The organism is Pedobacter sp. P26 (assembly GCF_050632135.1).
Lineage (GTDB): Bacteria > Bacteroidota > Bacteroidia > Sphingobacteriales > Sphingobacteriaceae > Pedobacter.
The window spans coordinates 4,234,872-4,260,093 of record NZ_CP192574.1; the positions used below are offsets into that span (position 1 = coordinate 4,234,872).

Genomic DNA, 25,222 nt, shown 5'->3' on the forward strand with positions numbered 1-25,222 from the left:
TATTTTTATAGGCAGATGAAAACTGATCAGTGCTTTGAAATGATGGCGAAAACGATTCCAAGTATAAGGGTGAATAAGTTATACGATACCGGAACAAGGATACTTCTTAAAATCAAGGCTGTTTTGCTATAGTTAAAAGCTGAAAAAAACTGGTAATAAAACCAGATGCTATAAAAAAGCCCTAAAAACAAAACCACGCCATAAAGAAAAACAATCAATTTGCTATCGGTGTAAAAAATGGTAACCACCGAAATAAGCAGGCCCATAACCAGTTCTACAATAACACGGTTTGAATTTAGCACCAGGTGTTCGGAATAATTAAGCTTCGCTTTCCTGAACCATAAAAAAGATAATAAGGAATAAAATGGAATGGCTACGATCAATATCAGCTTTGGGTGTTCGGAGATAAATTTTTCAGTACTACTCATGGCGGCCTTGCCTCCCTGCGGCATCAGATCAGATATATTACCGTGGGTGAACGGTGCAATAAGACTTGATGCCGTCAAGATAAGCAGGATGAGCGTAACAAAACTAAAATACGGAACCCTTTTGCCCTGGATAAACTCTCGCACACTATGGCCAGGGCGAGTAAATAGCGCTTTAAGGGTAAATAAAATACCTTTATCAACATGCCATATACCATGAACAAAATCGTGGGCCAGGAAATGTTTGATGGAATAACGGTGCGTAGAAGATTTTTGCCCACAGTTAGGGCAGAAATTCTGCGTTACCGGAGCGGTACAATTCAGGCAATCGGATGACATTGAACTTTTTATTTTGAATTGCGGTTTTTAATTTCAGTCTTAATCTGGCCAAGGCTAATAAACGCTGGTAACAAAGCCAGCATACAGGATATGGGAATAGCTGCCAGAACTTTCGGCGTTTTAGTTGTAATAACAAGATAAATTAAAATAAGAAATGCGGCAAGCATTACCAAACCAAGCCCGATTAATGCACCCTTTATGCTCTGTTTTTTCTTGTATAATTCTTCGTTAGATAATTCGGTAAGTGGAATTACTTTCTTCATATTGTTGATTGTCTGGTTAATGGTCTGTGGCCACAATGTTGAGATACATAATATGGCCGAACAAATATACAATATATCACCAATCGGTGATAAAAATATTTAAAATTGATTGTGTAATTTTCCCCGGCGATATTTTGCATCAAAATGGAACAGAAAAAAGAAGTTAAACCGTTAAGGAATAAAGAAAAAAGCAAACAGAAGTTCTTAGATGCAGTAGAGAAAATACTCCATACAAAAGGCTTTTCAGGACTGAAGGTTAACGATATTGCACGTACGGCAGGCTTGGATAAAAAATTGATCTATAACTATTTTGGAGGAAAAGACGAACTCATTGATGAATATATCCGTTCACAGGATTTCTGGAGCAACGTAAAAGATGAGTCAGGGAGGCCTTGTTGTGAGCGATGGCGGGAAAACATTCGCAAAAGCAATGCTTCTCTCTCAATTTGATTACGTTTTCAAAAATAAGGATTTACAGAAAATCCTGCTTTGGGGACTAGTAGAGAACCGCAAATCATTAAAAAAACTCGCAAACGACCGTGAAGAAAATGGTGCACGCTTATTTGAAAGTATCACAGATCCACATTTCAAGGAAAATGCCAAAAGATACAGGGCCATTATTGCATTGCTGATTTCGGGGATTTACTACCTGGACATTTACGCCACAACAAACGACTGCACTTTCTGTGGATTGGACCTAAAAACCACAGAAGGAAGATCGGAAATTGAAGATGCCCTGAGTTTTCTGATTGATAAGACTTATGAATAATCGAATTTTAATCGACTGCATTTTCCAATATAAACTTATTCTACTCTTTACTCTAAACAGTTTCCATTAGCCCGCAATAAATAATTATCATTGTCTTTTCCGCAGAACTTTATTGTTGAAGGTCTTTCCGGGGCACTTCAATCATTCCTTTTTTCATCTTATCAACGATCAGGATCTGATCGTTGGCCATAAATATTGTCATTAGCATCTACAGCCAAACCCAAATCGCCTCATTCAACAAAACATTTAATGTTTGAGAAAGTACCGTTAATAGCTACATCCATTTTAAACAATGTTTTATATCATTTTCAGTTATAACTTATTTCCAATTTTAGTAGATAATCCATCTCTTATGGTGAGCTTAATTTTTCCTTTTTCATCAGTAGCAAAAATCAATATCATGTTAGAATCCAAGGCAAAAAATCTGTTATTGGTTTCTGCAAATATTCTTATGGGGGTAAGTATTGCTTCCGGTTAAATACAACTTACTGCCCGAAATCTGTACAGAGGTATCCGATATATCATATTTTCCCACATACTGCTGAAGAATTTCTTTTGGCACTGTAATTTCCAGTTTAGGCTTTGGTAGTGTGTAAGGTTTATCGTTAAGTATTGCGATAATTTTAGAAGCTATCGATTCAATAGTGGTGCTGGTTTGGTTGTTTAGCATAATAATACAGATATCATCCCCTGGTATCCTGCCAAAATAACTGGTAGCCCCATCCAGATTGCCGGAATGATATCCAATCCTTTTGCCGTAAAGTGAGTCGATAAACCAACCAAAACCATAATCCCCTTTTATTGAGGTATAACTTTGCGCAAGGCTTTGGGCAGAAATTATCTTATTGTTCTTTAGTCCTGCATAGAATTTATGCAGGTCATCCACACAGCTGTATAATCCACCAGAAGCATAAGTCCAACTGTAATCCCAGGTCTTTACAGTAACAAAACGGCTGGGAGAAAGGTAATCATAGCCAATGGTCTTATTCCTGCTTTTTAATGAAGCAAAATCATAGCCACTATTTTTCATCTTCAAAGGATCAAAAATCAGGCGTTTTACCGCTTCTTCGTAAGACATGCGGGTTATTTTTTCTATGATCATGCCGAGGAAGATCATATCCGGAATTACTGTAAGAAAATACTGTACCTGGTGCAAAATCAAGTGGCTGGCTGGAAAAATAAGAAATTAATTCTTCCTGACTCGTTTTCATACCAGCGAAAATTTTCCCGCGCAGGACCGAGTCTCTAAGCACCTCGCGGATTCCTGACGTATGGTTGAGTAAATTTGCAACAGTGATACCTGAATCGGGATGGATTCCTGGGAAATAAATACTTATCGGTGTATCGGGAGAAAGTTTTTTTCTTCAATCAGTTTCAGTATTAACACTGCAGTAAAGCTCTTGGTTAATGAGGCGAGCTGGAATATTTCCTTCCCAGCACATTTACTGTTTGCTTCTACATCACGAAAACCATAAGCACCCCTGAAAACGATTTTTCCCGCTTTGGTAATCAAAACATTTCCATTGAACTTATTTAGGCTTACATAGGTCCTGATTAAACTATCGATACTTTTATTATAGGGCTGCGCATAAACGCATACCGAAATGAAAGAAAGTAAAACAGCAACAGAGATAATTTTCATAAAAAATACCTATTGTTAATAAGTATGGTTTTTATACATGGTGATAATCTGTAAGTCTTAATCACTATTTCTGAGTGTATATGAGGTGCTGGTAAAAATAATTAAATTATTAAGATTTCAAAATGACGCAGGCTACAGGAAATATCTTTTCAAAAGGGAAACTTGAACAAATTTTCCGGGTAACGTGAGTAGTATCGTGTAAAAAGCTTAAAGATAGCAGTTATCACAGCGTTTTACGAAACTCAAAGTTGGTTTGTAGAGAAAATTTATTTTTTCGCTACGATTTTTATATCGAATTCAATGGAATCAGAAATCGTTTGATTAGCCAAAATATCATAGAACTTTGCAGATTTATAACGGACATCCCATTTAGATCGATCAATGATGAGCTTGCCATTCGCTTTGACAATTTCGTTATTAACTTCCATTTTAACCGGAAAAGCAACCGGATGTGTGATACCTTTAATGGTTAGTTTTCCGGTAACGTTTTTATTTGCATCATTTATTGACACAACTTTAGTAATTGCACTTGTAGAAAACGGGAATTTTTCAACGTCAAAAAAATCTGGATTTTTTAAATGCTTAATAAGGTTATTATCATGCGCATGCCTCTCATCTTCAATTGTATTCATGTCTACTTCAACCGTACCGCCCAAAAGTTGACTGTTTTCGATCATCAATTCTCCTTTTGATATATGAACGTAACCTTTATGAGGATTAACACCTTTTAACGAAGATCCTTTCCACGTTACAACACTTTCTTTCTCATCTATTATAATGTATTTTTCATTCCCAATATGTAAGGATAAGGCGCTTGCCGGTGCATTACTTTTGTTTTCATTTTTTACACCTCCACAGCAACTGAAGAACAAAGAAGTAATAATTAAAATGAAGTATTTAATTGATAGTTTGCTGTTCATGATTAGAAGTTCTTTTGATTGATAATTGTTATTAAATTAGCCTATGCAATTATTGTTGCCCGGCTGCGCTCTTAAAGTCTTTAATGATTTTTCCATCATAACGATATACTCCATTTAAAGAGCCAAACCAGATATGTCCATCCTTTGCTTCCAAAATCCCACAAAGCATTTTATTTATTGAAATGATTTTAGTAATGCCGGGCTTTTCCCTGTACAATGACTTTTGATCATATCGGAGAAATTCCCAAGCGCCAACACCATTTGGGTTTGAGCTACCTGTAGTCCAGATATTTCCATTTCTATCTTTATTATTGCTGAAACACCTCTCTGCGCTACCTTAATAAAGTTACTGCCATCATAGCGCCAAAGGCCATTTGAAACAAACACAGTATCACCCTTTTTATCATTGATTATTGATGCACCAAACCAAATATTGCCTTTTCTATCTTCTGTTATGCCCCAAACGTTGTTAAACGCTTTGCCATCTTTGTTTTTTAAAACAGTAAATGTTTTTCCATCATAAAAACAGGCCTCACCCCTCGTACCAAACCATAATTTCCCGGTTTTGTCTTCAACAATGGTATTAATTGAGTTATTGGAGAGTCCATCTCTGGTAGTAAAATTCCGAAAAGATTCCCCATCATAACGACTTACTCCACCTCCAGTACCAAACCAGATAATACCAGTTTTATCTTCACAAATAGACATAACAGCATTATTGGCAAGGCCCTCCTTTACGGTAAAATGCTGAAAGGTTTTCCCATTATACCGATAAACACCTGAATCGGTAGAAGAAAACCAAAGGATTCCTCGTCGATCCTCGAGTACATCCCAGAATCTACGCGGACCTATTTTGCTGGTAAGATTGGTAAACCACTTGCCATCGTATTGGAGAACCCCACCTCTTGATGCAGCAATCAAAACGGTACCATTCCTGCCTTTTTTTATATTGCGAACCATTGTGCTGGGTCCATAAGAAGTTATGGTGTCTTTGATAGTGTAATCAATATTATCTTTATGTAATTTAATTTGCTTTGGTCTGCAGGAAATGTGACAAATTAGCATTAGGAACAAAGGATATAAGTACCTGCATTTCGGAATCTTTTTATCTTCCATAATTGTATCAAGTTTGGTTCAGCAAAATTACTTTGATATTTTTCGGCTTTAGACATCTGGATTGTAAATAAAAATGTAAACTTTGTAAATAAAAACCTGACACTATGCTTGATAGCCGAAATCGCTTCTCCGGGAATGGTAAATACCTATTGGGATTCATGTTAGTTTTGTTTAGCTCAGTCATCTGTGCAGCTTTCAGTATAAACGGCAGTGAGGACTTTGATTTCGAAAAAGAGAAGTTTTGCTTCGCCGGATCGGGCATGAACTACTTTTACTGTCAGGCGACAGTACATCAAGGGTGCTCCCGATAAAAAAGATTGCTGAAAATGAGTATCAGATCAGATTTGAGAAGGAGTTTACTTTCGACCCCATCTTCCTGGTGAATACCACTAAACGTTTATTGGCTAAAGACCCGCTGGTGAATGATTATGTCGTTAAAGTTTTGAACGCTAGCGACGGTAGCGTAGCCTATGGGTACGCGATATCCAAAAATAAAAAAGATGAAATTATAGCATGCGTAGGAAGAAAACAGCCAAGAGCACATTACATGATCAACATTAAATTGAAACCGGCAGGCATAAATACCGTAAAGAATGGATATCTTCTGGGCAGCCTGCCATTTTTAGCGTTTGTTGGTTTTATTTTCTTCAGATCTGTTAAGCCAGGAAGAGCTTTACCCAATGATGATCAGCATAAAGACATGATTACATTGGGTTCAGTTCTGTTTGATACGAAAAATCGTAAGCTCAACATCAATGAAAAGGTGATAGAGCTAACCGGAACTGAAACCCGATTACTACTCATCTTCGCGCGGTCTCCTAATGAAACCGTAGAGAGAAGCCGGCTGCAAAAAGAAATATGGGAAGACGAAGGTGTTATTGTAGGGCGTAGTCTGGATATGTTTATATCAAAACTTAGAAAAAAACTGGAGCTTGATCCAACTATCAACATTGTTGTTATACGGTCTAGAGGTTATAGGCTTGAAATTAATGCTTAAACAGTCCTCCTGCTCCGAATTGAGCTTATTGAATTCGATTTGGCACTTGTAAGAATGCCCTTATAAATTTAGTAATGAGGTCATAAAATCCTGCACTTTAAATCTATTTTAGTCCCTTTTTTCGGGTAATATTAATTGTCGTTATTCGTCAAAACTGATCAATGCTTTGATCAGAGATTCATTTTCGTGGAGCAACTGATTAAACTTTTCTTTTACCTCTGTAAAAGGAACACTGTGCGTAATAAAATCCATAGGCTTAATCAATCCTTTTCTGATACAATCAATTACATAAGCAAAATCATGCGGCAGGGCATTTCTACTGCTCATCAGTACAGCTTCACGCTTATGAAACTCAGGATGTACAACCTCAATTGTACCTTTTTGAAGGCCTATCATAATAAATTTACCGGTATGAGCCAAAAATTTAAAGGCATTGTTAATGGCGTTTAAGTTTCCGGTACAATCAATTACCACCTTCGCCATTTCTCCACTGGTAATTTTGGATAGCTGCTCTAAAGCATCTGTTTTTAATGGATTTATGGTGTTCGTAATGCCAAAAAGCTCACTGCAAAAAGATAACCTGTTATCATTTACATCAATAACAATAACTTCCGCTCCACTTATTTTAGCAAAAGCGATAGTGCCCAAACCAATTGGCCCGGCGCCGAGTATAACCACATGATCTCCTTTATTCAACTGTGCCAGACTAACGCCATGTGCACCAATAGCCAAGGGTTCTACCAATGCCAGTTCATCTACAGTTAATCCTTCCCCACTAACAATTGCAGATGCAGGAACCGTGATATACTCCTGCATGGCACCATCAATATGAACGCCGAAGACTTTTATGCTTACACAACAATTTGTTCTGCCCCTCCGGCAAGCAATGCAGGTTCCACAATAAAAATATGGGCTGATGGTAACCAGATCTCCAGTGTTAAAGTTTGCTCCTGCCCCAGCCTCTACCACTTCAGCAGCAATTTCGTGGCCGAGGATTCTTGGGTATTCGAAAAATGGTTGTGTTCCTTCAAATGCGTGATAATCGGTACCGCAAATCCCCAGTCTTCTCATCTTGAGCAATACCATACCATCTTCAACCAATGGCATTTCTTTATTAATATAACTAAATTCTCCTGGTGTATTACAAATTAATGCTTTCATCGTTATTTTAAAAATTCAATCAATCCCTGCGTTTTCATTTCCTGCCAAAACCCGGCAGGAATTTCTTTTTGGGCCAGTGCAGCATTAATAGCCACTTTCTCTGGCCGTGTGGTATTTAAGGCGATACTTTTTACTCCTGGAAAACCCGCAGAAAAACTGAAACAGGCCTCGGCAGGAAGTACCTCAAACTTTTTACAAACCTCGTAAAATTTATCCCTCCAATCCAAAAGTGATTTTCCCGTTAAACTATCCGCTTCAACCGGCTGGTAATTATAAAAATCCCCACCCGTTAAAAAGCCGCCGTTAAATATGGCCGAGTTAATTACTTTAATATTTTTTTGGTTAAGCTCATTTATAAATGCAATCAGATCAGGAGGGTGCGATTTTATGGTCAAACTATTGGCAATCATTACCCAGTCGAGCTTAACGTCTGCCACTATTGCCCGGATGATTTTCCAATCTTTTGCACCAACCCCAATGGAAGAAACTAAACCAGCAGTTTTTAGTTCAGCCAATGCCATGTAGGCATCAATGATTTGCTGGTAACGTTCTTTATAATCTTCCTCACTATGGCTTGCAAAAAGATATTCATCAGGGTCATGTACCGATACCATCTGCGCCTGGTAATTGCCCAGCAGCTCATTACCTTGTTCAAAACACTTTAATATCCCATCATAACTGATCATCTGCACCGCATCATGTTCAATATCCTTCCAGATACCTGCCTCGAATGTGGGCTCGGGCGTTAAAAGCGGTATTCTGTACCAGCCCAGTTTATTACTGATTACTACCTGCTGAGGATCCACCTTTAAATCTGCCAAACAATTCCCCAGCGATTCTAATGCGAGGCCTGCGCCATATTTTCCTGCAGAATCAAAAAATGCAACCGGTTTTGATGAGGCTACGCATGCTTTTACCACTTCCAGTTTAACGCCATAATCTACCGCCTGATAGAGATTCCCCAAACTACTGGTTCCAAAAATAACCGGAGGCAGGCTTTGGGCCGGTCCTTGCTGTTTATTATCGCTAACCATTTAACCGGAATATGTTTTTCATTAATACCCACTTTTCTCCTGGTTTTGCAAAGGGCAGCGCTTGCTGATATTTCCACATCAGCGTTTCCCATTCCTCTACCTTAGGATTGGAAGCATCCATAAGTGCCTTCTTTTCGAAACTGAAATCGTCTTCTGTTTCCATCACCATAAACAAGCGGTTAGAAATACGGTAGATTTCCATATCCAATATGCCCGAATCGATTATGCTACGTTTAATTTCAGGCCACCCATTAACATGGTAAGCTTCATACTCTGCAATAAGTTTTTCATCATCAACAAGATCGAGAGCCAAACAGTATCTATTCATTTTTAATTATAAAATTTCATTAGGTTGATTAATGATGTCTTTTCTGGTAATTTTTTGCCCCATTAAGCCAAAAAGCATAATAATAACAAAACAAACCAACGGCACATAATATCCATTTTGAATATTGCCCGTTCCATCACTCAAATATCCAAAAAAACGTGGAAGTATTGCACCACCCACAATTGACATAATAATTAAACTACTTCCCAGTTCCGTATCCTCTTTAAGATCTTTAATGCCCAGAGAGAAAATAGTAGGAAACATGACCGACATAAAAAAGCAGATGCCAATAACAGCATACACCGTTGTCATACCAGAAGCCATTATAGCAACAAAGCAGAGCAGTGCGCTGATAAAGGCATAGGTAACCAGTAAATATTGGCCCTTAAAAAAACGCATCAGGAATGTGGTAAAAAAGCGTCCTATCAGAAACGCGAAACCACATACACCTAAGTAATAAGTTGCTTCTTTATCGGTAATACCTGCCGATTTGGTTGCATAAAGAATAAACAAGCTAAATACAGATACCTGGGCACCAACATAAAAAAACTGTGCAGCTATTGCCCACGATAAATGTTTATGTTTAAAAACTTGCCAAAAACTTTGTTTAGCACGGCCTTCATTATTTGTTCTGATATCAGGTAATTTGATAAAATAAAATACAGCTGCCAGTATGACCAATAGGGTTCCCAACACAAAATATGGTGCCTGTACAGAGGTTGCTTCTGATGCCAGTACCATTTTTCTGGTAGCCAGATCCATTTTCCCAAGCGAGCTATCTGATACACCCTCCACCAGGATCAGTTTGCCTCCAATGATAGGTGCAAGCGAAGCCGCAAGCCCATTAAAAGACTGGGCAAGATTTAGCCTGAAAGTAGAGGTTTCTGGTTTCCCTACCAATGTAATATAAGGGTTCGCCGCTGTTTCCAGAATCGTGAGGCCACATGCAATGATAAACAGCGCAGCCAGGAAGAAATTGTAAGACTGTGCCTGTGCTGCAGGTAAAAACAAATAACACCCTACTGAAAATATCAGCAGGCCAGTTATAATTCCGCTTTTATAGCCGTATCTCTTCATAATGATACCTGCTGGCAACGCCATTACGAAATAAGCGATAAAAACAGCCGAATCTACAAGCGTGGCTTGTACAGTAGTGAGTGTAAATGACCGTTTTAAATGCGGAATCAATATCGGGTCGAGATTATGGGCAAATCCCCATAAAAAAAACAGTGAGGTAATCAATATTACCGCCAGTGTGGAGCGCTTGGTTTCCATCAAAGAAGATTAAGTATTTTTTATTTTTTAAATTCTATTTTAAAGCCTGTTACCGCCCAGGCAGGATAATTTTTAGGCTTTTGGATCACCAGCGAACCATCTGTTTGTGTCCATTCCAGTTTTTCTTTACTGCCCAAAAGGCTAACCGAGCTGATGGCTTTATCCAGATATTTAGAATTTTTCCCCAATAATTCCATTTTTATATTTGTTTTGGGAACAGCTAGGCAGAATGCAAAAAGGTTGCCCCCCTTTGTTGTATAACGGATGTCAGTAGCCTCATATTCACGGGTATCTGTTAATCCGCCGAAATCGCCTTTTTTCTGGTTCGATTTAATTGTAGATGGTCCTTCTCCGTATACTTTCCAGGGCCTTGTCGCATAAATTCCTTCTCCATAAGTCTTTGTCCATTCACCTATTTCCGTTACTATTTTGATTACATCGGGTTCTAAATCTCCTTCGGGTGTCTGTACAACATTAATCAACAGATTTCCATTTTTACTAACCACATCAATCAAAAGCTGGGCAATTCCATTTGCACTCTTGTAGCGTTGTCCGGTTCTGTAATACCAATCACCAATTGATGTATCGGTCTGCCACGGAAAAGGGCTTATCGAATCCAGCACACCACGTTCCACATCCTGTGCCCATTTACCTCCGGAAGCTTCCTTAGGCGTGTAAACGGCTTCAAGTTTACCTTTATTTTTAGCCATATCCTGATTGTAATAATGCGCAACCATTTTACGCCCATATTCGTCAAAAGGAACTTTGCTATCAGAATAAAGTAGATCGGGATGATAATTATCAATCAGTTCGGTTACATATATCAACCATTTTTTATGCCATCCCGGATTATTGGTCAGCCATTCTTTTATATCGCTCGAATCAGCAGGCAAATGGTACAGATCTGAATACTGCGGGTCATGTCCATCATACGGAACACCGGCAAACGAACCGGTTTTATCTGCTCCATGGCTAGGCTGGAACCAATTGAAACTTGCAGCCAGGTGTTCAGAAACCCCAAAACGAAGGCCTTCTTTTTTTGCTGCTTTTTGCCAAAGACCAACTACATCTTTATGAGGCCCCATATTTACCGAATTCCACTTATGTATCTTTGAATTCCATAAAAAGAACATATCATGGTGCGAACCCATACTTACAAAATATTTGGCACCCGCTTTTTTATACAGGGCCATTAATTGTTCAGGATTCCATTTTTCTGCCTTCCAAAGCGGAATAATGTCTTTATAACCAAATTTGGATGGTGTTCCATAATGCTCTACATGATATTTATTCTGATCGTTGCCTTGCAAATACATGCCTCTTGCATACCAATCGCCCTGACGGGGAACTGCCTGAGGGCCCCAGTGCGACCAGATACCAAATTTGGCATCACGGAACCATTCGGGATATTTGTATTGCTTTAAGGATTCATCTGTAGAATTGAATTTACCCTGCTCAAGATTAGTTTTCTTTTGCTGAGCCTGTGCACTTAGCAACATTGAAATTGCAATAATGCTTATGGATATTCTTTTTTTCATTTGTGTAATAAAGGTTTAATATTTGGTTACTACGGTCAAAAATAAACATGTTATCCGATCTATTTTTAGATAAATTAGACTTTTTATTGTAAAAATCCGACATTTAGAAATGATTAAAAGAGTACTCCAAAATACCTTTTCGCTGCTCAATGTAGATTATGTGAAATTAACGGAAAAATGGAATTACCTGAATGTGATCAGTCCTTATTTCCGGATTTATTATATAGACGATGGAAACGGTGAGGTATCTGACCCGGGGGGATCTTTAAAACTAGAACCCGGATACCTATACATTATACCCAGTTTCACACCTTGTAACCTACATTGCAACGGATATTTGAGCCAGTATTTCGTGCAGTTTTTTGAAGAATCTGTAGACGGGACTTCTCTATTTGCGCGAAGCCGTAATGTTTCAAAGATTAAGGCAACACAAATGGACATCGATCTATTTAAGCGACTACTCGAAATAAATCCTGGCCGTGGCATTAACCGGTCTGATGACCCAAAAATTTACGAGAAAAATATTTTCTATAAAGAATACCAGGAATTGAACAATATGCAGGGCTTAGCCAGTTACCTTGAAACCCAGGGTATACTACTTCAATTGATGGGACGTTTGCTCCAACCACAGTTACATCGGAAACATGAGGACCGACATGCGCCGGCCAAAATAGTGGAAACAGTTGGTTATATCCTTGTAAATTTGCAGCAGGAACTATCCGTAACCAGTCTGGCCTCACGTGTTAATCAGCACCCTGATTATTTCTCCCGTTTATTCAAAACTTTTACAGGCCAGCGCCCCGTTACCTACATTCTTGAAAAACGGATTGAGCGGGCACAGTATTTATTAGCCACCAGCAGGCTTGCCTATTCGGATATTGCGACACAAACCGGATTTGATAATCTTTCCTACTTTTCAAAATCCTTTAAAAAAATTACCGGCATGTCTCCCAGTGCCTATAAAAAACAGGTTTATACTGTTGGTTTCACTTTATAATTATAATTTGAGTGATTAAGGCTTCATTGGCTTCCCATTCATTACGCCAAACTAGTTTGCGCTAATGGTAAAGAAAAATTAAAGGTTGCACCTTTACCGGGCTCACTTTCAACCCAAATCTGACCGCCATGGCGTTCAATAATATCTTTCGATATAAAAAGCCCCAGTCCTAATCCTGATGAACCGTCTTTATTATCTTTGGCCTGGTAAAACTGGCTGAATATATGACGCTGGTTTTCTTCGCTAATACCGGGGCCAAAATCCTTAATCGAAGTAAGTACTATTTTATCTAAATGTTGAACTTTCAATTCAATTGTTTTTTCATGAGGTGCATATTTAACTGCATTATTCAATAAATTTGTAAGTACCTGTTCAAGGCGCATGCGGTCAGTGTTAACAAAGCTTTCTTCCGGCATTTCAATAGTTAAAATATGCGCTGGATGGGCTTGTAAAAAAGATTCTTTCATTTCCTGAATAAGTATGGCCAGGTTAAGGTATTCCATATTCAGTTGTAGTTTTCCGGCCTGGATCTTGGAAACATCAAAAAGATCACTAACCAGAACAATCATTTTTTCCAGTTGCCTGATCGCCTTTTCAAGGAGATTTTTTGCGATACCTTCACCTGTGTTTCGATTGGCCAGCTGCAAATAACCAAAAAGAGAGGTCATTGGTGTTTTTAATTCATGGGAAGCCATTGCAATGAATTCGTCTTTTTTAGCACTTAGTTCCTGTACCTCTTTAAAAAGCATCGAATTTTCTATAGCAATGGCCGATTGGGAGGCTACTGTAAGGACAAGGTCCTCATGCTCTTCTTTAAAAATTGCCTTTTCCTGATGACCGAAAAACAGCCCGCCTATCACGTCACCTGATTTGGTTTTAACCGGAACCGCCAGATAACTGATCACAGGTAAATGTCCGGAAGGTTTTCCAAAAAATGGCGCATTTTTGCCATAGCGGGGATCCTGGGTGATGTCGTCTGAGCGAAGTACTCCTTCTCCGCTGAAAGTAGGATGAAATAAATCGGTATTACGTGGCATCGGGAAGTTAGCGAAAGCTTCCCCGGAACACCTGATAGGGTGTACAACCGGTAAGATTCTCCTTCCTGGTTAACCTGATTATAAAAAAATGCCCCAAACGCTGCTCCGGTTAGCTTTGTAGTAGAATCAGTTACCTGCTGTAATATTTGCTGAAGGTCTAGCGATTCGTTAATGCTTCTGCCCACTACATTCAATAGTTCCAGGCGTTCAATATGTTTGGCAATTAATTTTTCAGACTCCTTTTGGGAAGTAATATTACGGGCCACCTTAGATGCGCCAATAACAGCCCCATCGCTATTTTTAATAGGCGATACGGTTAGTGAAATATTTAGTAAGCGCCCATCTTTAGTTTTTCTGATGGTCTGTATGTGGCCTACCTTTTCGCCACGTCGAATGCTTGAAATTATATTTTCTTCTTCGCTCAAACGATCAGCAGGGAGAAGTATGGTGATGGGTTGGCCAACGGCCTCGTCTTCGGCATAGCCAAAAATATGCTCCGCTCCTTTATTCCAGGTCGTTATAATTCCATCAAGCGTCTTACTGATAATGGCGTCTTCGGAACTTTCTATAATAGCAGCAAGCATGGATTGTTTTTCTTCTGCCTGGTCTTCGAAGGAAACATCATGGGCAATTTGAGACATTCCAATAATTTGTCCGTTTTCATCTTTGATCGGCGAAATGGATAAGGTAACGGGTATTTCTATCCTTGAGCGGGTAAGACATACTGTTCTGTACTGGTTGATACGCTTACCGTTTAAAGCCTCCTGCATCAGCTTTTCTTTCTCTGAATATTTGTCATCCGGACTCAATATAAAAACAGATTGGCCCAGTATCTCTTGTGCAGTATAGCCGAACATACGTTCTGCAGCAGGGCTCCAATTGGTTATCCTGAATTCAAGGTCATGACAATATATGGCATCCTGAATGCCTTCAAAAATAGATTGCAGTGTGAAGATGTCAGGCAGATGAGCTGATTTTATCATAATTATTGTGGATTAGATCCATCGAAAAGACCAATCAAATTTATTGAAGATATTTTAACAACCATTCATCCTAAATGTTTTTTTCCGTGTTCAAGTATCTTGAACAAAGAGACAAGCATGTTATTGTCCTTCGCCAATGATTCAAAAGGGTTCGAAATCTACATTACCGGAACTATGCATCATCAATTATTTTGTTTTTTCTTAAACTCACTTGGACTCATTCCGTATTTTCCTTTAAACAAGGTAGAAAAGTATGTTGGTGATGAAATACCTATTTTGAAGGCGATTTCAGAAATGGAATAATCTTCATTCATCAGCAGGTAACTGGCCTTTTTCAATCTGCGGTTTAAAATATAGTCCGTAATACTGCAATCAAGTAATGCTTTAACCTTTCTATATAGCTGAATACGGGAAATGCCAATCATTTTGGCAATGTCCTCTACATTTAGTGTTTCATTTCCCAGGTGGAGCTCTACAATGCCTGCAAAATCATTAAGGAACTTTTTATCAAGCGTGCTGAGCGTTGATTTTTTCTCTACGCCAGCGCTGATATCGCTGATATAATGTTCCTTTAATAACATACGGTTGGTAAGCAGGTTTCGAACATTTGCCTGAAGGAAGTCAAAATGAAAAGGTTTGGTCATATAGAGATCGGCCATACTATTTATTCCCTCTATCTGCTGTTCAGGGCTAGCCTGTGCGGTTAGCAGAATCAGCGGAATATGGGAAGTTCGAAGATCTGTTTTTATTTTCTTTGCAATTTCTTTGCCTGACATACCGGGGATAATTACATCAGAAACGATGATATCAGGAATTTTTTCGAAAGCTTCATGAAGTCCCTGGTTACCAGTCGTAGCCGTGAATACCTCGTAATTCGCTGAAAATTTTTCATGAAGATAATTTAACAGGTCGGGATTATCCTCAATAATCAGGACGGAATATTCTTTGATATATTCACCAATCGGATCAAACTGTTTATCCTCCGCAGGTAACTCTTCTGTAATATAAACTTTTACCTGTTCAGTTAATGAAACAACTCTGTCTTCTGCGCTTACAGGGGAAAGCTTTGAATCTATCAGCTCACCATAGGGCATGGTAACAGTGAAAGTACTTCCCTGCCATTTTCTGCTCTGCACTTCAATAGTGCCACCATGCAAATGCACCAGTTCACGAGTAAGGGAAAGACCAAGACCAGATCCCCTCGATTCGCTGGTATTGGATTGATAAAACTGATCCCAAACCTGCTGCAATTCCTCTTGATTCATCCCACTGCCATTGTCGGCAACTGAAATGATAAAATTATTATCCTTAGTGGTCAAATCCACAATAATTCGTCCATGAGCCGGGGTAAACTTCAATGCATTGCTCAATAGGTTGAGTACGATCTTTTCAAGAATACTTACGTCAAAATTGGCCACGATATCATGTTGTGGAAAGGAAAATTTCAAAGCGATATCTTTTTTCAGGGCGCCGTATCTGAAGCTTTCTATTATTTCATTCAGGAAAGACTGAACATTGTTCCTGGTTGATTGCACATGGAATTTCTGATGTTCTATCTTTCTGTAATCAATAAGTTCGTTGATCAGCTTCAGTAACCGATACGCATTCTTTTGAATCATCGTTAATTCCCGCTTTTCCCCGCTTTGGATTTTATCGCTTTTCAATAAATCTTCCAATGGTGATAAAATCAAGGTTAGCGGGGTTCTGAACTCATGGGATATATTGGTAAAAAAATTAAGCTTGGCCTCGGTCGCTGCTTCAATCTTGTCCGAGGCATCGATTAGCTTATTTCGCTGATCCAGTATCTGGACATTTTTCTGCTCAAGGCTTTTATTAATTTTCCGGTTCTCCAATAAGGAAAAAAATGCCAGTCCTCCAAATATCACGGCCAATACCAGTGTGATCACAATAAAATTGAGCACCAGCTTTTGATTATCGTAGATCCGAAGCTGATCGGACAACATCGTTTGCTGGCGTTCAATATCTCTTTGCTGACTGGATACCTTTGCCCATTGAAGTTTCATCAGCTGAACTGAAGAACTATCGATAACTAAGCTCTGCAGGATATTTTCTTTTGAGAAAGGTTCTTTATTTAAAACTTTGAATGCAATACTAATGGCTTCTTTGCCACCTGTGGGATATAACACACTGGCTGATATTTTTCCCTCACTGATCAGCTGTAGTCCACCGCCCGAACCAGGAAGCGCATCTACTCCTATTACCTTGATGTGTTTTGAGGCATTGTGGCGCCGAAGAAAATCTTCAGCACTTGCGGCCATAACATCATTGTGTGCAAAAACAGCGTCAGATTGTAGTATCGTTTCTTTATTCTTTTCCAGTTCCAGAATGGTGCTGCGGGCAACCCAATTACCATAAAACTGAGCAGCTAGTTTTATTCCCCGTGATTTACTTAATTCATCGGAAAAACCTTTATCGCGCTCCATCGCCGGAGAAGATCCCGGTAAACCTAATATTTCGACCACTTTGCCAGTTCCTTTCAGTAGCTTAGTGATGTATTGGCCAGCCATTTTGCCGACCTGATAGTTCTCGGCACCTACATACGCAGTGTATTGAGATGAAGAAGTTTTCCGGTCAAGAACAATTACCGGAATTCCTTTATTATATACTTTTTCGACAATATCCGTCAATGGAGATGCTTCGTTTGGAGAGATAATTAAAAGATCAATATGATTATCAACCAATTCTTCTACCTGCTCAATCTGTTTCTTGCTGCTGTTGTTCGCATCCCTGTAAATGAAGTTGGTTCCTGAACGAAGGGAAAGTTCCATTTTCATTTCTTCGAGCATTGTTTTCCTCCACAAATCAGATCCCACACATTGAGAAAAACCGATAATGAACTTTTTTTCTTCCTTCTTTTCCGAACAGGAGCTAAAGAAAAGCAGTGTAACGGCCAGACTCAAAAGCCAAATATTGAAAGCTTGAACAGTAGCTGGTTTGAGGAATATTTGATTATTCATTTAATAAAGCTATAGATTACTTTTCGATATTGGAAATAAGCAACAAATCCTTACCTAGCACCATGTAACCAAATTTAACATCTCATGTTACAATATTTAAAGTTGCATAAAGCAGAAAGGGAAATAAAAACATAAAACACTAATAAACAACACTTTAAATTAATTTAATTTTTTAATGCTTTTGATAGAATTTTAATAGTGTCACAGAATGATTTGGTCTAATTTGCGATCGTTAACCAATAATAAACCCTTATGAAAAAACACTCTGTCCTGGCATGGTCCATGGTTGTGGCCTTAGGCGGCTTTCTCTTTGGATTTGATACAGCCGTTATTTCAGGAGCTGAAAAATCCATTCAACAGTTCTGGAACCTCTCTGCATTTGCGCATGGGCTTACGATATCCATTGCACTTATCGGTACGGTAATCGGCTCGCTGGTAGGATCCCGTCCATCTGATTATTTCGGAAGAAAAAACACACTTTATTTCGTGGCTGCTGCATACTTACTCTCCTCGCTCGGTACCGCTATGGCAGATAACTGGTATATCTTTTTAGCATTCCGTTTCTTAGGCGGCCTGGGCGTGGGTATATCTTCTGTAACTGCACCAATTTATATTTCAGAGGTATCTCCGGCACATAGAAGAGGCCGGCTTGTAGGGCTTTTCCAGTTCAATGTTGTACTGGGTATATTAATATCTTATCTTTCAAACTATCTGCTAAGCCAGGGAGGTGAGGCATCATGGAGATGGATGCTTGGTGTTCAGGCATTTCCTTCCATAATATTCCTGGTTTTAATCTACTTTATTCCTGAAAGCCCAAGATGGCTTATACTCAAACGTGGCGCCTACGATAAAGCATTGGAAATCCTGCGCATCATCAATCCACTAAACTGCAATGAAGAGCTTGCCGCTATCCGGAAGTCAGGTCAGGATATGCAGCAAAACAAATCTTCTGACGGACTTTTTTCAGGCAAGTACAAGACACCTGTTATCCTGGCCATACTGTTTGCTTTTTTCAACCAGGTATCCGGAATAAACGCCATCATTTATTATGCACCAAGAATTTTTGAGATGGCAGGGCTTGGAGCACATTCTTCGCTTTTATCTACTGTCGGTATCGGAATGGTCAATTTTATCTTTACGCTACTGGCCATCAATATCATCGATAAAGTTGGTCGGAGAACCTTGATGTTTATCGGTTCCATAGGCCTCATCATATCCCTTGGCCTCGTTGCATTTGCTTTTCTGGGCGGTTCCTCCAGTGGTTTCGAAATCCCGATTTATGTTATGCTCTTCATTGCCTTCTTTGCTTTTTCGCAGGGTGCGGTTATCTGGGTATTCATTTCCGAGATCTTCCCAAATCAGGTCAGGGCAAAAGGACAAACACTCGGCAGTTCTACACACTGGGTAATGGCAGCGCTGATTGCGTTCTGCTTTCCCTACCTGGCAGAATCATTTGGAGGTGCAAATATATTTTTCTTTTTCTCTGCAATGATGGTCCTGCAATTGGTATTCGTTTGGAAAATGATGCCGGAAACTAAAGGAAAATCACTGGAGCAGATCGGAGAAAATGTTGTTTTGATGCATTAAACGATATGAATAATATGATAAATAAGCCAAACTATAATTTTACTCCAGCCACATGTTTTGGAGAAATTCTGTGGGACGTATTGCCAGACGGACCACAGCCCGGAGGAGCACCTTTAAATGTTGCTTATCACCTCAATAAGCTGGGCATGGACTCAAGCCTGATCACCCGGATTGGGAACGATGAAAATGGCCAAAAACTCGTTGAATTGATGGAAAACTGGGGAATAAATACAGGGCTTCTACAAGTTGATGAGCAATTTGAAACCAGCCAGGTTCTGGCCAAAATGAACAATGGAAATGAAGTAAGTTATGAAATTGTATTTCCGGTGGCCTGGGATTTTATTGATCAAAGTCAGCAACTCATCAAACATATAAAACCGTCAACATACTTTATTTTTGGAAGTTTAGCGTCCAGAAACGAAACCTCCAGGAATACCCTTTATCATCTTTTGGATAATGATGCCATTAAAGTGTTCGATATCAATCTCCGTCCGCCCTTTATCAATCAGGCTCAATTAGGTCATTTATTATCGAAGGCAGACATCGTCAAGTTTAATGAGGCGGAGTTGGGTATTGTGCAAATCATGTTTGGCGGTTCTTTGGAAGGGGAAGCTGATAAAGTACGGTTTATACAAGACCGTTTCAAAATACCCGAAGTTATTGTAACCAAGGGTGAGTTTGGTGCTTCATACTATAATTTAGACAAAACCTACAATGTTTGGGGAAATGAGATAAAGGTAAAGGATACAATTGGCAGTGGCGATTCCTTTTTGGCGGCATTTATTGCGGCCCATAGTCGTCAGGATCAACCCTTACAAATCCTTAAAAAAGCAATTGCTATGGGTGCATTTATCGCTACCAAGAAGGGCGGATGCCCTGAATACAAATTTGAGGAATACCAGGCTTTCTTTAACGAATTATTTACTACAAAACCTGCCAGTAACAGTACGCACACTGCTGCCTAGAGGATAAAAAACAAACAAACTACATAACCGGCAAATGCTGATTATGTAAAAAAACTAACCATTATAAACCAATATTTTATGAGAAGAGTAATACTATGCTGTGTTCTTGTGCTTTGCTTTATGGCGAGTACATACGCACAAATCCGAAACATTACCGGGACGGTTACCGATAAATCCTCAAAACCTGTTCCGGGAGCTTCTGTCTATAATGTGGAAACTGGTAAATCCACACAAACAGACGAAAAGGGGAAATTTTTAATCCAGGCTGCCGGGGGGCAAACCCTCCGGTTTATTTACATGGGCGCTCAGACGGTCAGTTCCAAGGTTGGAAGTACATCGGTAGTAGATGCACAACTGGAAGTTTCCGCCACCAATCTGAACGATGTGGTGGTAACCGGCTACCAGACAGAAAGGAAAAAAGACCTGACAGGTGATGTGGCCATTGTGGATGTAGATGAACTTAAAAAGCAATCTGTAGCCAACCCAATGAAAGCATTGCAGGGCCAGGTAGCAGGTGTTTATATCACAGGAAACGGATCGCCCAGCGCTCCGGCAACCATCCGAATCAGAGGTATTGGAACTTTAAATGACAATGATCCCCTGTATATTATAGATGGCGTACCGACCAAGTCAGGCATGCATGAGCTCAATCAGGCAGATATTGAATCGATGCAGATTCTTAAAGATGCTTCATCTGCCAGTATTTATGGCGCCAGGGCAGCAAACGGAGTGATCGTTATTACCACCAAAAAGGGGAAAACAGGTAAAACTCAGTTAAGTGGAAACGCTTACTCATCGCTTTCTACCTATGTAAATAAGTTGGAGATGCTGGATGCAGAAGGTTATGGTAAAATTTTGTGGCAGGCCTATGTCAACAAAAACCTCGACCCTAATTCGAACGGATTGCGTTATCAATTCGATTGGAAAGTTGACCCAAATACCAATCAGCCCGTATTAAATAAGGTACTTTTACCCGAATTTCTAAACGCTACACAAACCCTTCGCACTTCAAATACAGATTGGTTTAAAGAAATATCCCAGCCTGGTATCATTCAGAATTATGATGCGCAGGTTTCAAGCGGAACTGAAAACGGACACTATTTACTTTCCCTTGGCTACTTTGACAACAAAGGCATTGTAAGAACGACCGGATTCAACCGTATTTCAGCAAGAATAAATTCAGACTATAAGTTATTCAATGGTGCATTGACCATAGGTCAGAACCTGAGCGTGACCAAAACAAAAGAAGTTGCTGCCGACATTATTAATTCTGCGCTGCAGGCATTGCCGATCATACCGGTGCATACCGTAGATGGCATAGGCTGGGGCGGTCCTGTTGACGGGATGAACGATCGCCAGAACCCTGTTCGGGTGCTGGAAGACAATCAACAGAATGGCTATGACTTCATGAGGTTGTTTGGTAATTTCTTTGCAGATGTTAAAATTGCAAAGGGCTTGGTATTCAAATCCAATTTCGGGATTGATTACGGTGACTATACAAGCAGGAACTGGCAAAAAAAATACCAGAGTGGTTACCTGGTTAATGATGTGAACAAAGTAATCAATACCCAGACACACAATGTGAAAACCACCTGGACCAATACCCTGAACTACAGCCTGGAGTCAGGCAATCACCGCCTTAATGCCTTTGCAGGAACAGAACACTACGTAGAGAACTCCAATACTTTTATGGCCTCGAGGGAGGGATTCGTTTTAGAAGATCCTGATTACCTTTATTTAGATGCTGGTACGGGCATAAAAGACAACAGCGGCAGTGGTGCAAAAAACGTGCTCTTGTCTTATATAGGTAGAGCGAATTATTCTTACATGGATCGTTACCTTGTATCTGCAACCATCAGAAGAGACGGTTCTTCCAGGTTTGGAGCAAATAATAAATATGGCTGGTTCCCTGCATTCTCAGGTGCATGGAGGATCAGTGAAGAATCTTTCGTAAAGAATAATGCTTCCTTTGTAGACGATTTGAAACTTCATGCAGGATGGGGAAAAACCGGTAACCAGGAGATTAATAATAACGCAATTTATAATATTTACCTGTCCAATTACAATATCACTTCTTATGATATGAATGGAAACAAAAGCGGTGTACTTCCTTCAGGGTTTTATCTGTCTCAGAATGCCAATCCAAACCTGCGTTGGGAAGCAACAGAAATGAGCAATGTCGCCCTTGACTTTTCGCTCTGGAAACAAAAATTGTATGGCAGCGTTGGCTATTACCTTAAAAAGACTACTGGCATCTTATTGCTTCCTCCATATATTGGTGTGCTTGGAGAAGGCGGTAATACCTATGTAAACGGTGCATCAATGGAAAACCGTGGATTTGAACTATCCCTGGGCCACAAAAGCCGCTTAACGGATGATTTAAGTATCGATGTGAATGGAAATTTCGATATGGTTAGAAATAAGGTTACCCATCTGCCTGCGGCAGTAGTAAACGCATACGGCGGTGATGGCAAAGGACAGAATATCCTGGGCAGATCTATTGGATCTTTCTTTGGTTATGTTGCCGATGGTCTTTTCAGGACTCAGGCTGAGGTAGATAATTCTGCTGCGCAACCCAACAAAGGACTTGGAAGAATCCGTTACGCGGATTTAAACCATGACGGTGTTATCGATATAAATGACCGTACCTGGATTGGAAATCCGGTGCCAAAATATACTTATGGCTTTAATGCAAACATCAACTATAAAAATTTTGATTTCTCTTTTCTCTTACAGGGGATAGGCGATGTAGCCGTACGAAATGATGCCAAATCTTATACGGATTTCTGGGGTGCCATCGAATCTTCTTCAAATAAAGGCGCAAGGTTATTAAACGCATGGTCACCTTCCAATCCGAACTCTGATATTCCTGCAGTAGCGTTAACAGATGATAATAACGAGGCCCGTCTTTCAACCTATTTTATTGAAAACGGCTCTTATCTTAAGTTGAGAAACGCCCAGATCGGCTATACATTTAACAAACAGCTGATCAGCAAGTTAAAAATGCAGAATCTTCGTGTATATATAGGAGGAGACAATTTAGCCATTTTAATGAAGTCGAAATCCTTCACCGGTCTGGATCCGGAAACTCCAGGATTTGGCTACCCTAACCCACTGGTTGTTACAGCCGGAATTAATGTAAGATTTTAATAATTGAAGCTTTTATTATGAAAAAATATATAATCACCCTTGCTGCCTCGCTAATATTGGCCACAGGCTGCAAAAAAGCACTTGAAGTTGGACCTAAAGGTTCGCTAAACGAAAGCCAGGTTGCCACTCCGGCACAGGCCGAAGGTTTTGTAACCGCAGCCTACTCACAACTAGGAAACGATGAAATTAACAGGGCATTCAGTATGTACCAGTATGGAAACATCCGCGCTGATGATGCCTATAAAGGTGGTGGTGGCATCAATGATGGAGATGTTTTCCATAACATGGAGACTTTTATTGCCTCCCGACCTGACCAATGGAATTATGACGGCATCTGGTTTAATATCTATGTAGGCATCAGGCGGGCAAATGAAGGCATCAGGGTACTGAGCAAGTTTAGCGAAGCCGAATACCCAATGGTTAAAACCCGTTTAGCCGAGCTCCGTTTCTTACGCGGATACTGGTACCTGATGGTAGAAAATTTGTTCAAAAACATCCCATATATTGATGATACAGTACCTTCAGATGACTACAAATTAGTGAAGAACAATGCATTGAGCAGGGATCAGATTTTAGAGAAGATCGCTGGTGACTTCCAGGCTGCTGCTGAGGCACTACCGGCAACACAGCCACAAATCGGAAGAGCCAACAAATTTGCTGCTTACGCTTTTTTGGCTAAAACACGTTTGTTCCAGGCTTACACGCAGAATGCAACACACGCAGTTACGGGAATCGACCAGAACCGTTTACAACAGGTTATTGATGCATCCGACCAGGTACTAGCTTCATCCTATAAGTTACAGTCAGATTTTGCAAATAATTTCACATCCGGAACATTCGAGAATGGCATTGAAGCAATTATGTCCGTTCAGTTTTCCAGTAATGATGGCGCAGGAAGAGGCCGTGTAAATTTCGGTGATATGCTTACAGTACCACAGGGTATCGGATGCTGCGATTTCCAAAAACCGTCACAAACCCTGATGAATGCTTTCAGAACAACTACTACCGGGATACCGCTATTCGATACTTTCAACCAACAAAATGTTGATTTTGCTACAAACACAGTTGATCCAAGGGTAGACCATACCATATCCCGTCCTGGTGCTCCATGGAAATACGATCCGACAAGAGTAGTTACAGCAAGTTGGAGCAGGAATATTCCTTTGTACGGAACTTATAATTCCATGAAAGAAAACGTATCACCTGATTGCGACTGTTTTATAAATCTTGCTCCATTTTTTGGAAATACAAAAGCCAGAATCATGATCAGGTTAGCTGATGTAATGTTATTTAAAGCAGAAGCGCTGATTGAACTGGGCAGGCAGACTGAGGCTTTACCGATTATAAATGCCATAAGAGACCGGGCATCTAAAAGTACAGCAAAACTGGTAATGGCCAACGGACAGCCCACCTCCAGATACAACGTACAGCAATATGTTCCGGGTACAAACATCGTCTGGGATCAGGCAAATGCCAGAAAAGCTTTGCGATTTGAACGCCGTTTAGAAATGGCACTGGAAGGAGAACGGTTTTTTGATCTCATCCGATGGGGCGTAGCTGACCAGGTTATCAACTCCTTTTTTGATTCGGAAAAAGGCTTCAGAAGTATCTTTACGAGTGCGAGATTTACAAAAGGAAGGGACGAATATCTACCAATTCCTCAAAACCAAATATTCTTTAGTGAAAACAACTATGTTCAAAATCCAGGTTACTAACCT

Annotated in this window: 21 protein-coding genes and 1 pseudogene; 8 read left to right on the forward strand and 14 right to left on the reverse strand. The window is 39.8% G+C overall.

Features of this window, described 5'->3' with window-relative positions:
- Positions 1–26 precede the first annotated feature (26 nt).
- Positions 27–764: a DUF3667 domain-containing protein gene (locus ACQ86H_RS19675; RefSeq protein WP_138822722.1), complete on the reverse strand. Its 738-nt coding sequence runs from the start codon at positions 762–764 to the stop codon at positions 27–29.
- 8 nt (positions 765–772) lie between these two features.
- Positions 773–1,027 (reverse strand): hypothetical protein, encoded by a 255-nt coding sequence (locus ACQ86H_RS19680; protein ID WP_138822720.1) that lies wholly within the window; start codon positions 1,025–1,027, stop codon positions 773–775.
- A 144-nt stretch (positions 1,028–1,171) separates the two neighbouring features.
- On the opposite strand from ACQ86H_RS19680, the gene ACQ86H_RS19685 reads away from it, so the two are divergent.
- Entirely contained in the window at positions 1,172–1,477 is a 306-nt protein-coding gene (locus tag ACQ86H_RS19685) for a TetR/AcrR family transcriptional regulator (RefSeq protein WP_431292226.1), read from the forward strand.
- Entirely contained in the window at positions 1,458–1,796 is a 339-nt protein-coding gene (locus ACQ86H_RS19690) for a hypothetical protein (protein ID WP_431292227.1), read from the forward strand. The genes ACQ86H_RS19685 and ACQ86H_RS19690 overlap by 20 nt, the downstream gene beginning before the upstream one ends.
- A gap of 427 nt (positions 1,797–2,223) precedes the next feature.
- Here ACQ86H_RS19690 and ACQ86H_RS19695 read toward each other — a convergent pair whose 3' ends face one another.
- The 4 genes and pseudogenes from ACQ86H_RS19695 to ACQ86H_RS19710 all read right to left on the reverse strand — a co-directional run bounded on the left by ACQ86H_RS19695 (position 2,224) and on the right by ACQ86H_RS19710 (position 5,318).
- A complete protein-coding gene (locus tag ACQ86H_RS19695; protein WP_168202377.1) occupies positions 2,224–2,874 on the reverse strand; it encodes a serine hydrolase domain-containing protein in 651 nt (216 codons plus the stop codon).
- Positions 2,837–3,438: pseudogene (locus ACQ86H_RS19700) on the reverse strand (serine hydrolase domain-containing protein). Before ACQ86H_RS19700 ends, ACQ86H_RS19695 begins: the two are co-directional and overlap by 38 nt.
- A 266-nt stretch (positions 3,439–3,704) precedes the next feature.
- Complete coding sequence (locus ACQ86H_RS19705; RefSeq protein WP_431292228.1) at positions 3,705–4,358, reverse strand: YceI family protein; 654 nt, start codon at positions 4,356–4,358, stop codon at positions 3,705–3,707.
- Between the two features lie 174 nt (positions 4,359–4,532).
- Positions 4,533–5,318, reverse strand: coding sequence for a ligand-binding sensor domain-containing protein (locus tag ACQ86H_RS19710; protein ID WP_431292229.1), 786 nt, complete (start codon positions 5,316–5,318; stop codon positions 4,533–4,535).
- Between the two features lie 397 nt (positions 5,319–5,715).
- Here ACQ86H_RS19710 and ACQ86H_RS19715 point away from each other — a divergent pair, with 397 nt between their 5' ends.
- Entirely contained in the window at positions 5,716–6,471 is a 756-nt protein-coding gene (locus ACQ86H_RS19715) for a winged helix-turn-helix domain-containing protein (protein ID WP_431292230.1), read from the forward strand.
- A gap of 141 nt (positions 6,472–6,612) precedes the next feature.
- Here ACQ86H_RS19715 and ACQ86H_RS19720 read toward each other — a convergent pair whose 3' ends face one another.
- From ACQ86H_RS19720 to ACQ86H_RS19740, 5 genes are read right to left on the reverse strand one after another with little or no spacing between them, the layout of a single operon-like run.
- Positions 6,613–7,632 carry a zinc-binding alcohol dehydrogenase family protein gene (locus ACQ86H_RS19720; RefSeq protein WP_431292231.1) on the reverse strand — a complete coding sequence of 340 codons (1,020 nt, stop codon included), beginning with the start codon at positions 7,630–7,632 and terminating at the stop codon, positions 6,613–6,615.
- 2 nt (positions 7,633–7,634) lie between these two features.
- The gene (locus ACQ86H_RS19725; RefSeq protein WP_431292232.1) at positions 7,635–8,666 is read right to left on the reverse strand and encodes an aldo/keto reductase; all 1,032 of its coding nucleotides are present in this window, start codon (positions 8,664–8,666) and stop codon (positions 7,635–7,637) included.
- Complete coding sequence (locus ACQ86H_RS19730; protein WP_431292233.1) at positions 8,659–8,994, reverse strand: L-rhamnose mutarotase; 336 nt, start codon at positions 8,992–8,994, stop codon at positions 8,659–8,661. The genes ACQ86H_RS19725 and ACQ86H_RS19730 overlap by 8 nt, the downstream gene beginning before the upstream one ends.
- Before the next feature lie 6 nt (positions 8,995–9,000).
- Positions 9,001–10,269, reverse strand: coding sequence for an L-fucose:H+ symporter permease (gene fucP, locus ACQ86H_RS19735; RefSeq protein WP_371716947.1), 1,269 nt, complete (start codon positions 10,267–10,269; stop codon positions 9,001–9,003).
- A 20-nt stretch (positions 10,270–10,289) separates the two neighbouring features.
- Complete coding sequence (locus ACQ86H_RS19740; RefSeq protein ID WP_431292234.1) at positions 10,290–11,807, reverse strand: alpha-L-fucosidase; 1,518 nt, start codon at positions 11,805–11,807, stop codon at positions 10,290–10,292.
- Positions 11,808–11,916: 109 nt separating this feature from the next.
- Between ACQ86H_RS19740 and ACQ86H_RS19745 the strand changes: the two genes are divergently transcribed.
- Positions 11,917–12,804, forward strand: a complete 888-nt coding sequence (locus tag ACQ86H_RS19745; RefSeq protein ID WP_138822695.1) for a helix-turn-helix domain-containing protein — start codon at positions 11,917–11,919, stop codon at positions 12,802–12,804.
- Between the two features lie 41 nt (positions 12,805–12,845).
- Here ACQ86H_RS19745 and ACQ86H_RS19750 read toward each other — a convergent pair whose 3' ends face one another.
- The 3 genes from ACQ86H_RS19750 to ACQ86H_RS19760 all read right to left on the reverse strand — a co-directional run bounded on the left by ACQ86H_RS19750 (position 12,846) and on the right by ACQ86H_RS19760 (position 17,802).
- On the reverse strand, positions 12,846–13,775 hold the full coding sequence (locus ACQ86H_RS19750; RefSeq protein WP_431295432.1) for an ATP-binding protein: 930 nt from the start codon (positions 13,773–13,775) through the stop codon (positions 12,846–12,848).
- Positions 13,706–14,824: a PAS domain-containing protein gene (locus tag ACQ86H_RS19755; protein WP_431292235.1), complete on the reverse strand. Its 1,119-nt coding sequence runs from the start codon at positions 14,822–14,824 to the stop codon at positions 13,706–13,708. The genes ACQ86H_RS19750 and ACQ86H_RS19755 overlap by 70 nt, the downstream gene beginning before the upstream one ends.
- A 182-nt stretch (positions 14,825–15,006) precedes the next feature.
- A complete protein-coding gene (locus ACQ86H_RS19760; protein ID WP_431292236.1) occupies positions 15,007–17,802 on the reverse strand; it encodes a substrate-binding domain-containing protein in 2,796 nt (931 codons plus the stop codon).
- Between the two features lie 252 nt (positions 17,803–18,054).
- On the opposite strand from ACQ86H_RS19760, the gene ACQ86H_RS19765 reads away from it, so the two are divergent.
- From ACQ86H_RS19765 to ACQ86H_RS19780, 4 genes are all read left to right on the forward strand, one after another.
- Positions 18,055–19,389 carry a sugar porter family MFS transporter gene (locus ACQ86H_RS19765; protein WP_431292237.1) on the forward strand — a complete coding sequence of 445 codons (1,335 nt, stop codon included), beginning with the start codon at positions 18,055–18,057 and terminating at the stop codon, positions 19,387–19,389.
- A gap of 5 nt (positions 19,390–19,394) precedes the next feature.
- Positions 19,395–20,354, forward strand: a complete 960-nt coding sequence (locus tag ACQ86H_RS19770) for a carbohydrate kinase family protein (RefSeq protein ID WP_138822689.1) — start codon at positions 19,395–19,397, stop codon at positions 20,352–20,354.
- 78 nt (positions 20,355–20,432) lie between these two features.
- Positions 20,433–23,504, forward strand: a complete 3,072-nt coding sequence (locus ACQ86H_RS19775) for a SusC/RagA family TonB-linked outer membrane protein (RefSeq protein WP_431292238.1) — start codon at positions 20,433–20,435, stop codon at positions 23,502–23,504.
- A gap of 17 nt (positions 23,505–23,521) precedes the next feature.
- The gene (locus tag ACQ86H_RS19780) at positions 23,522–25,219 is read left to right on the forward strand and encodes a RagB/SusD family nutrient uptake outer membrane protein (RefSeq protein ID WP_431292239.1); all 1,698 of its coding nucleotides are present in this window, start codon (positions 23,522–23,524) and stop codon (positions 25,217–25,219) included.
- Positions 25,220–25,222 lie beyond the last annotated feature (3 nt).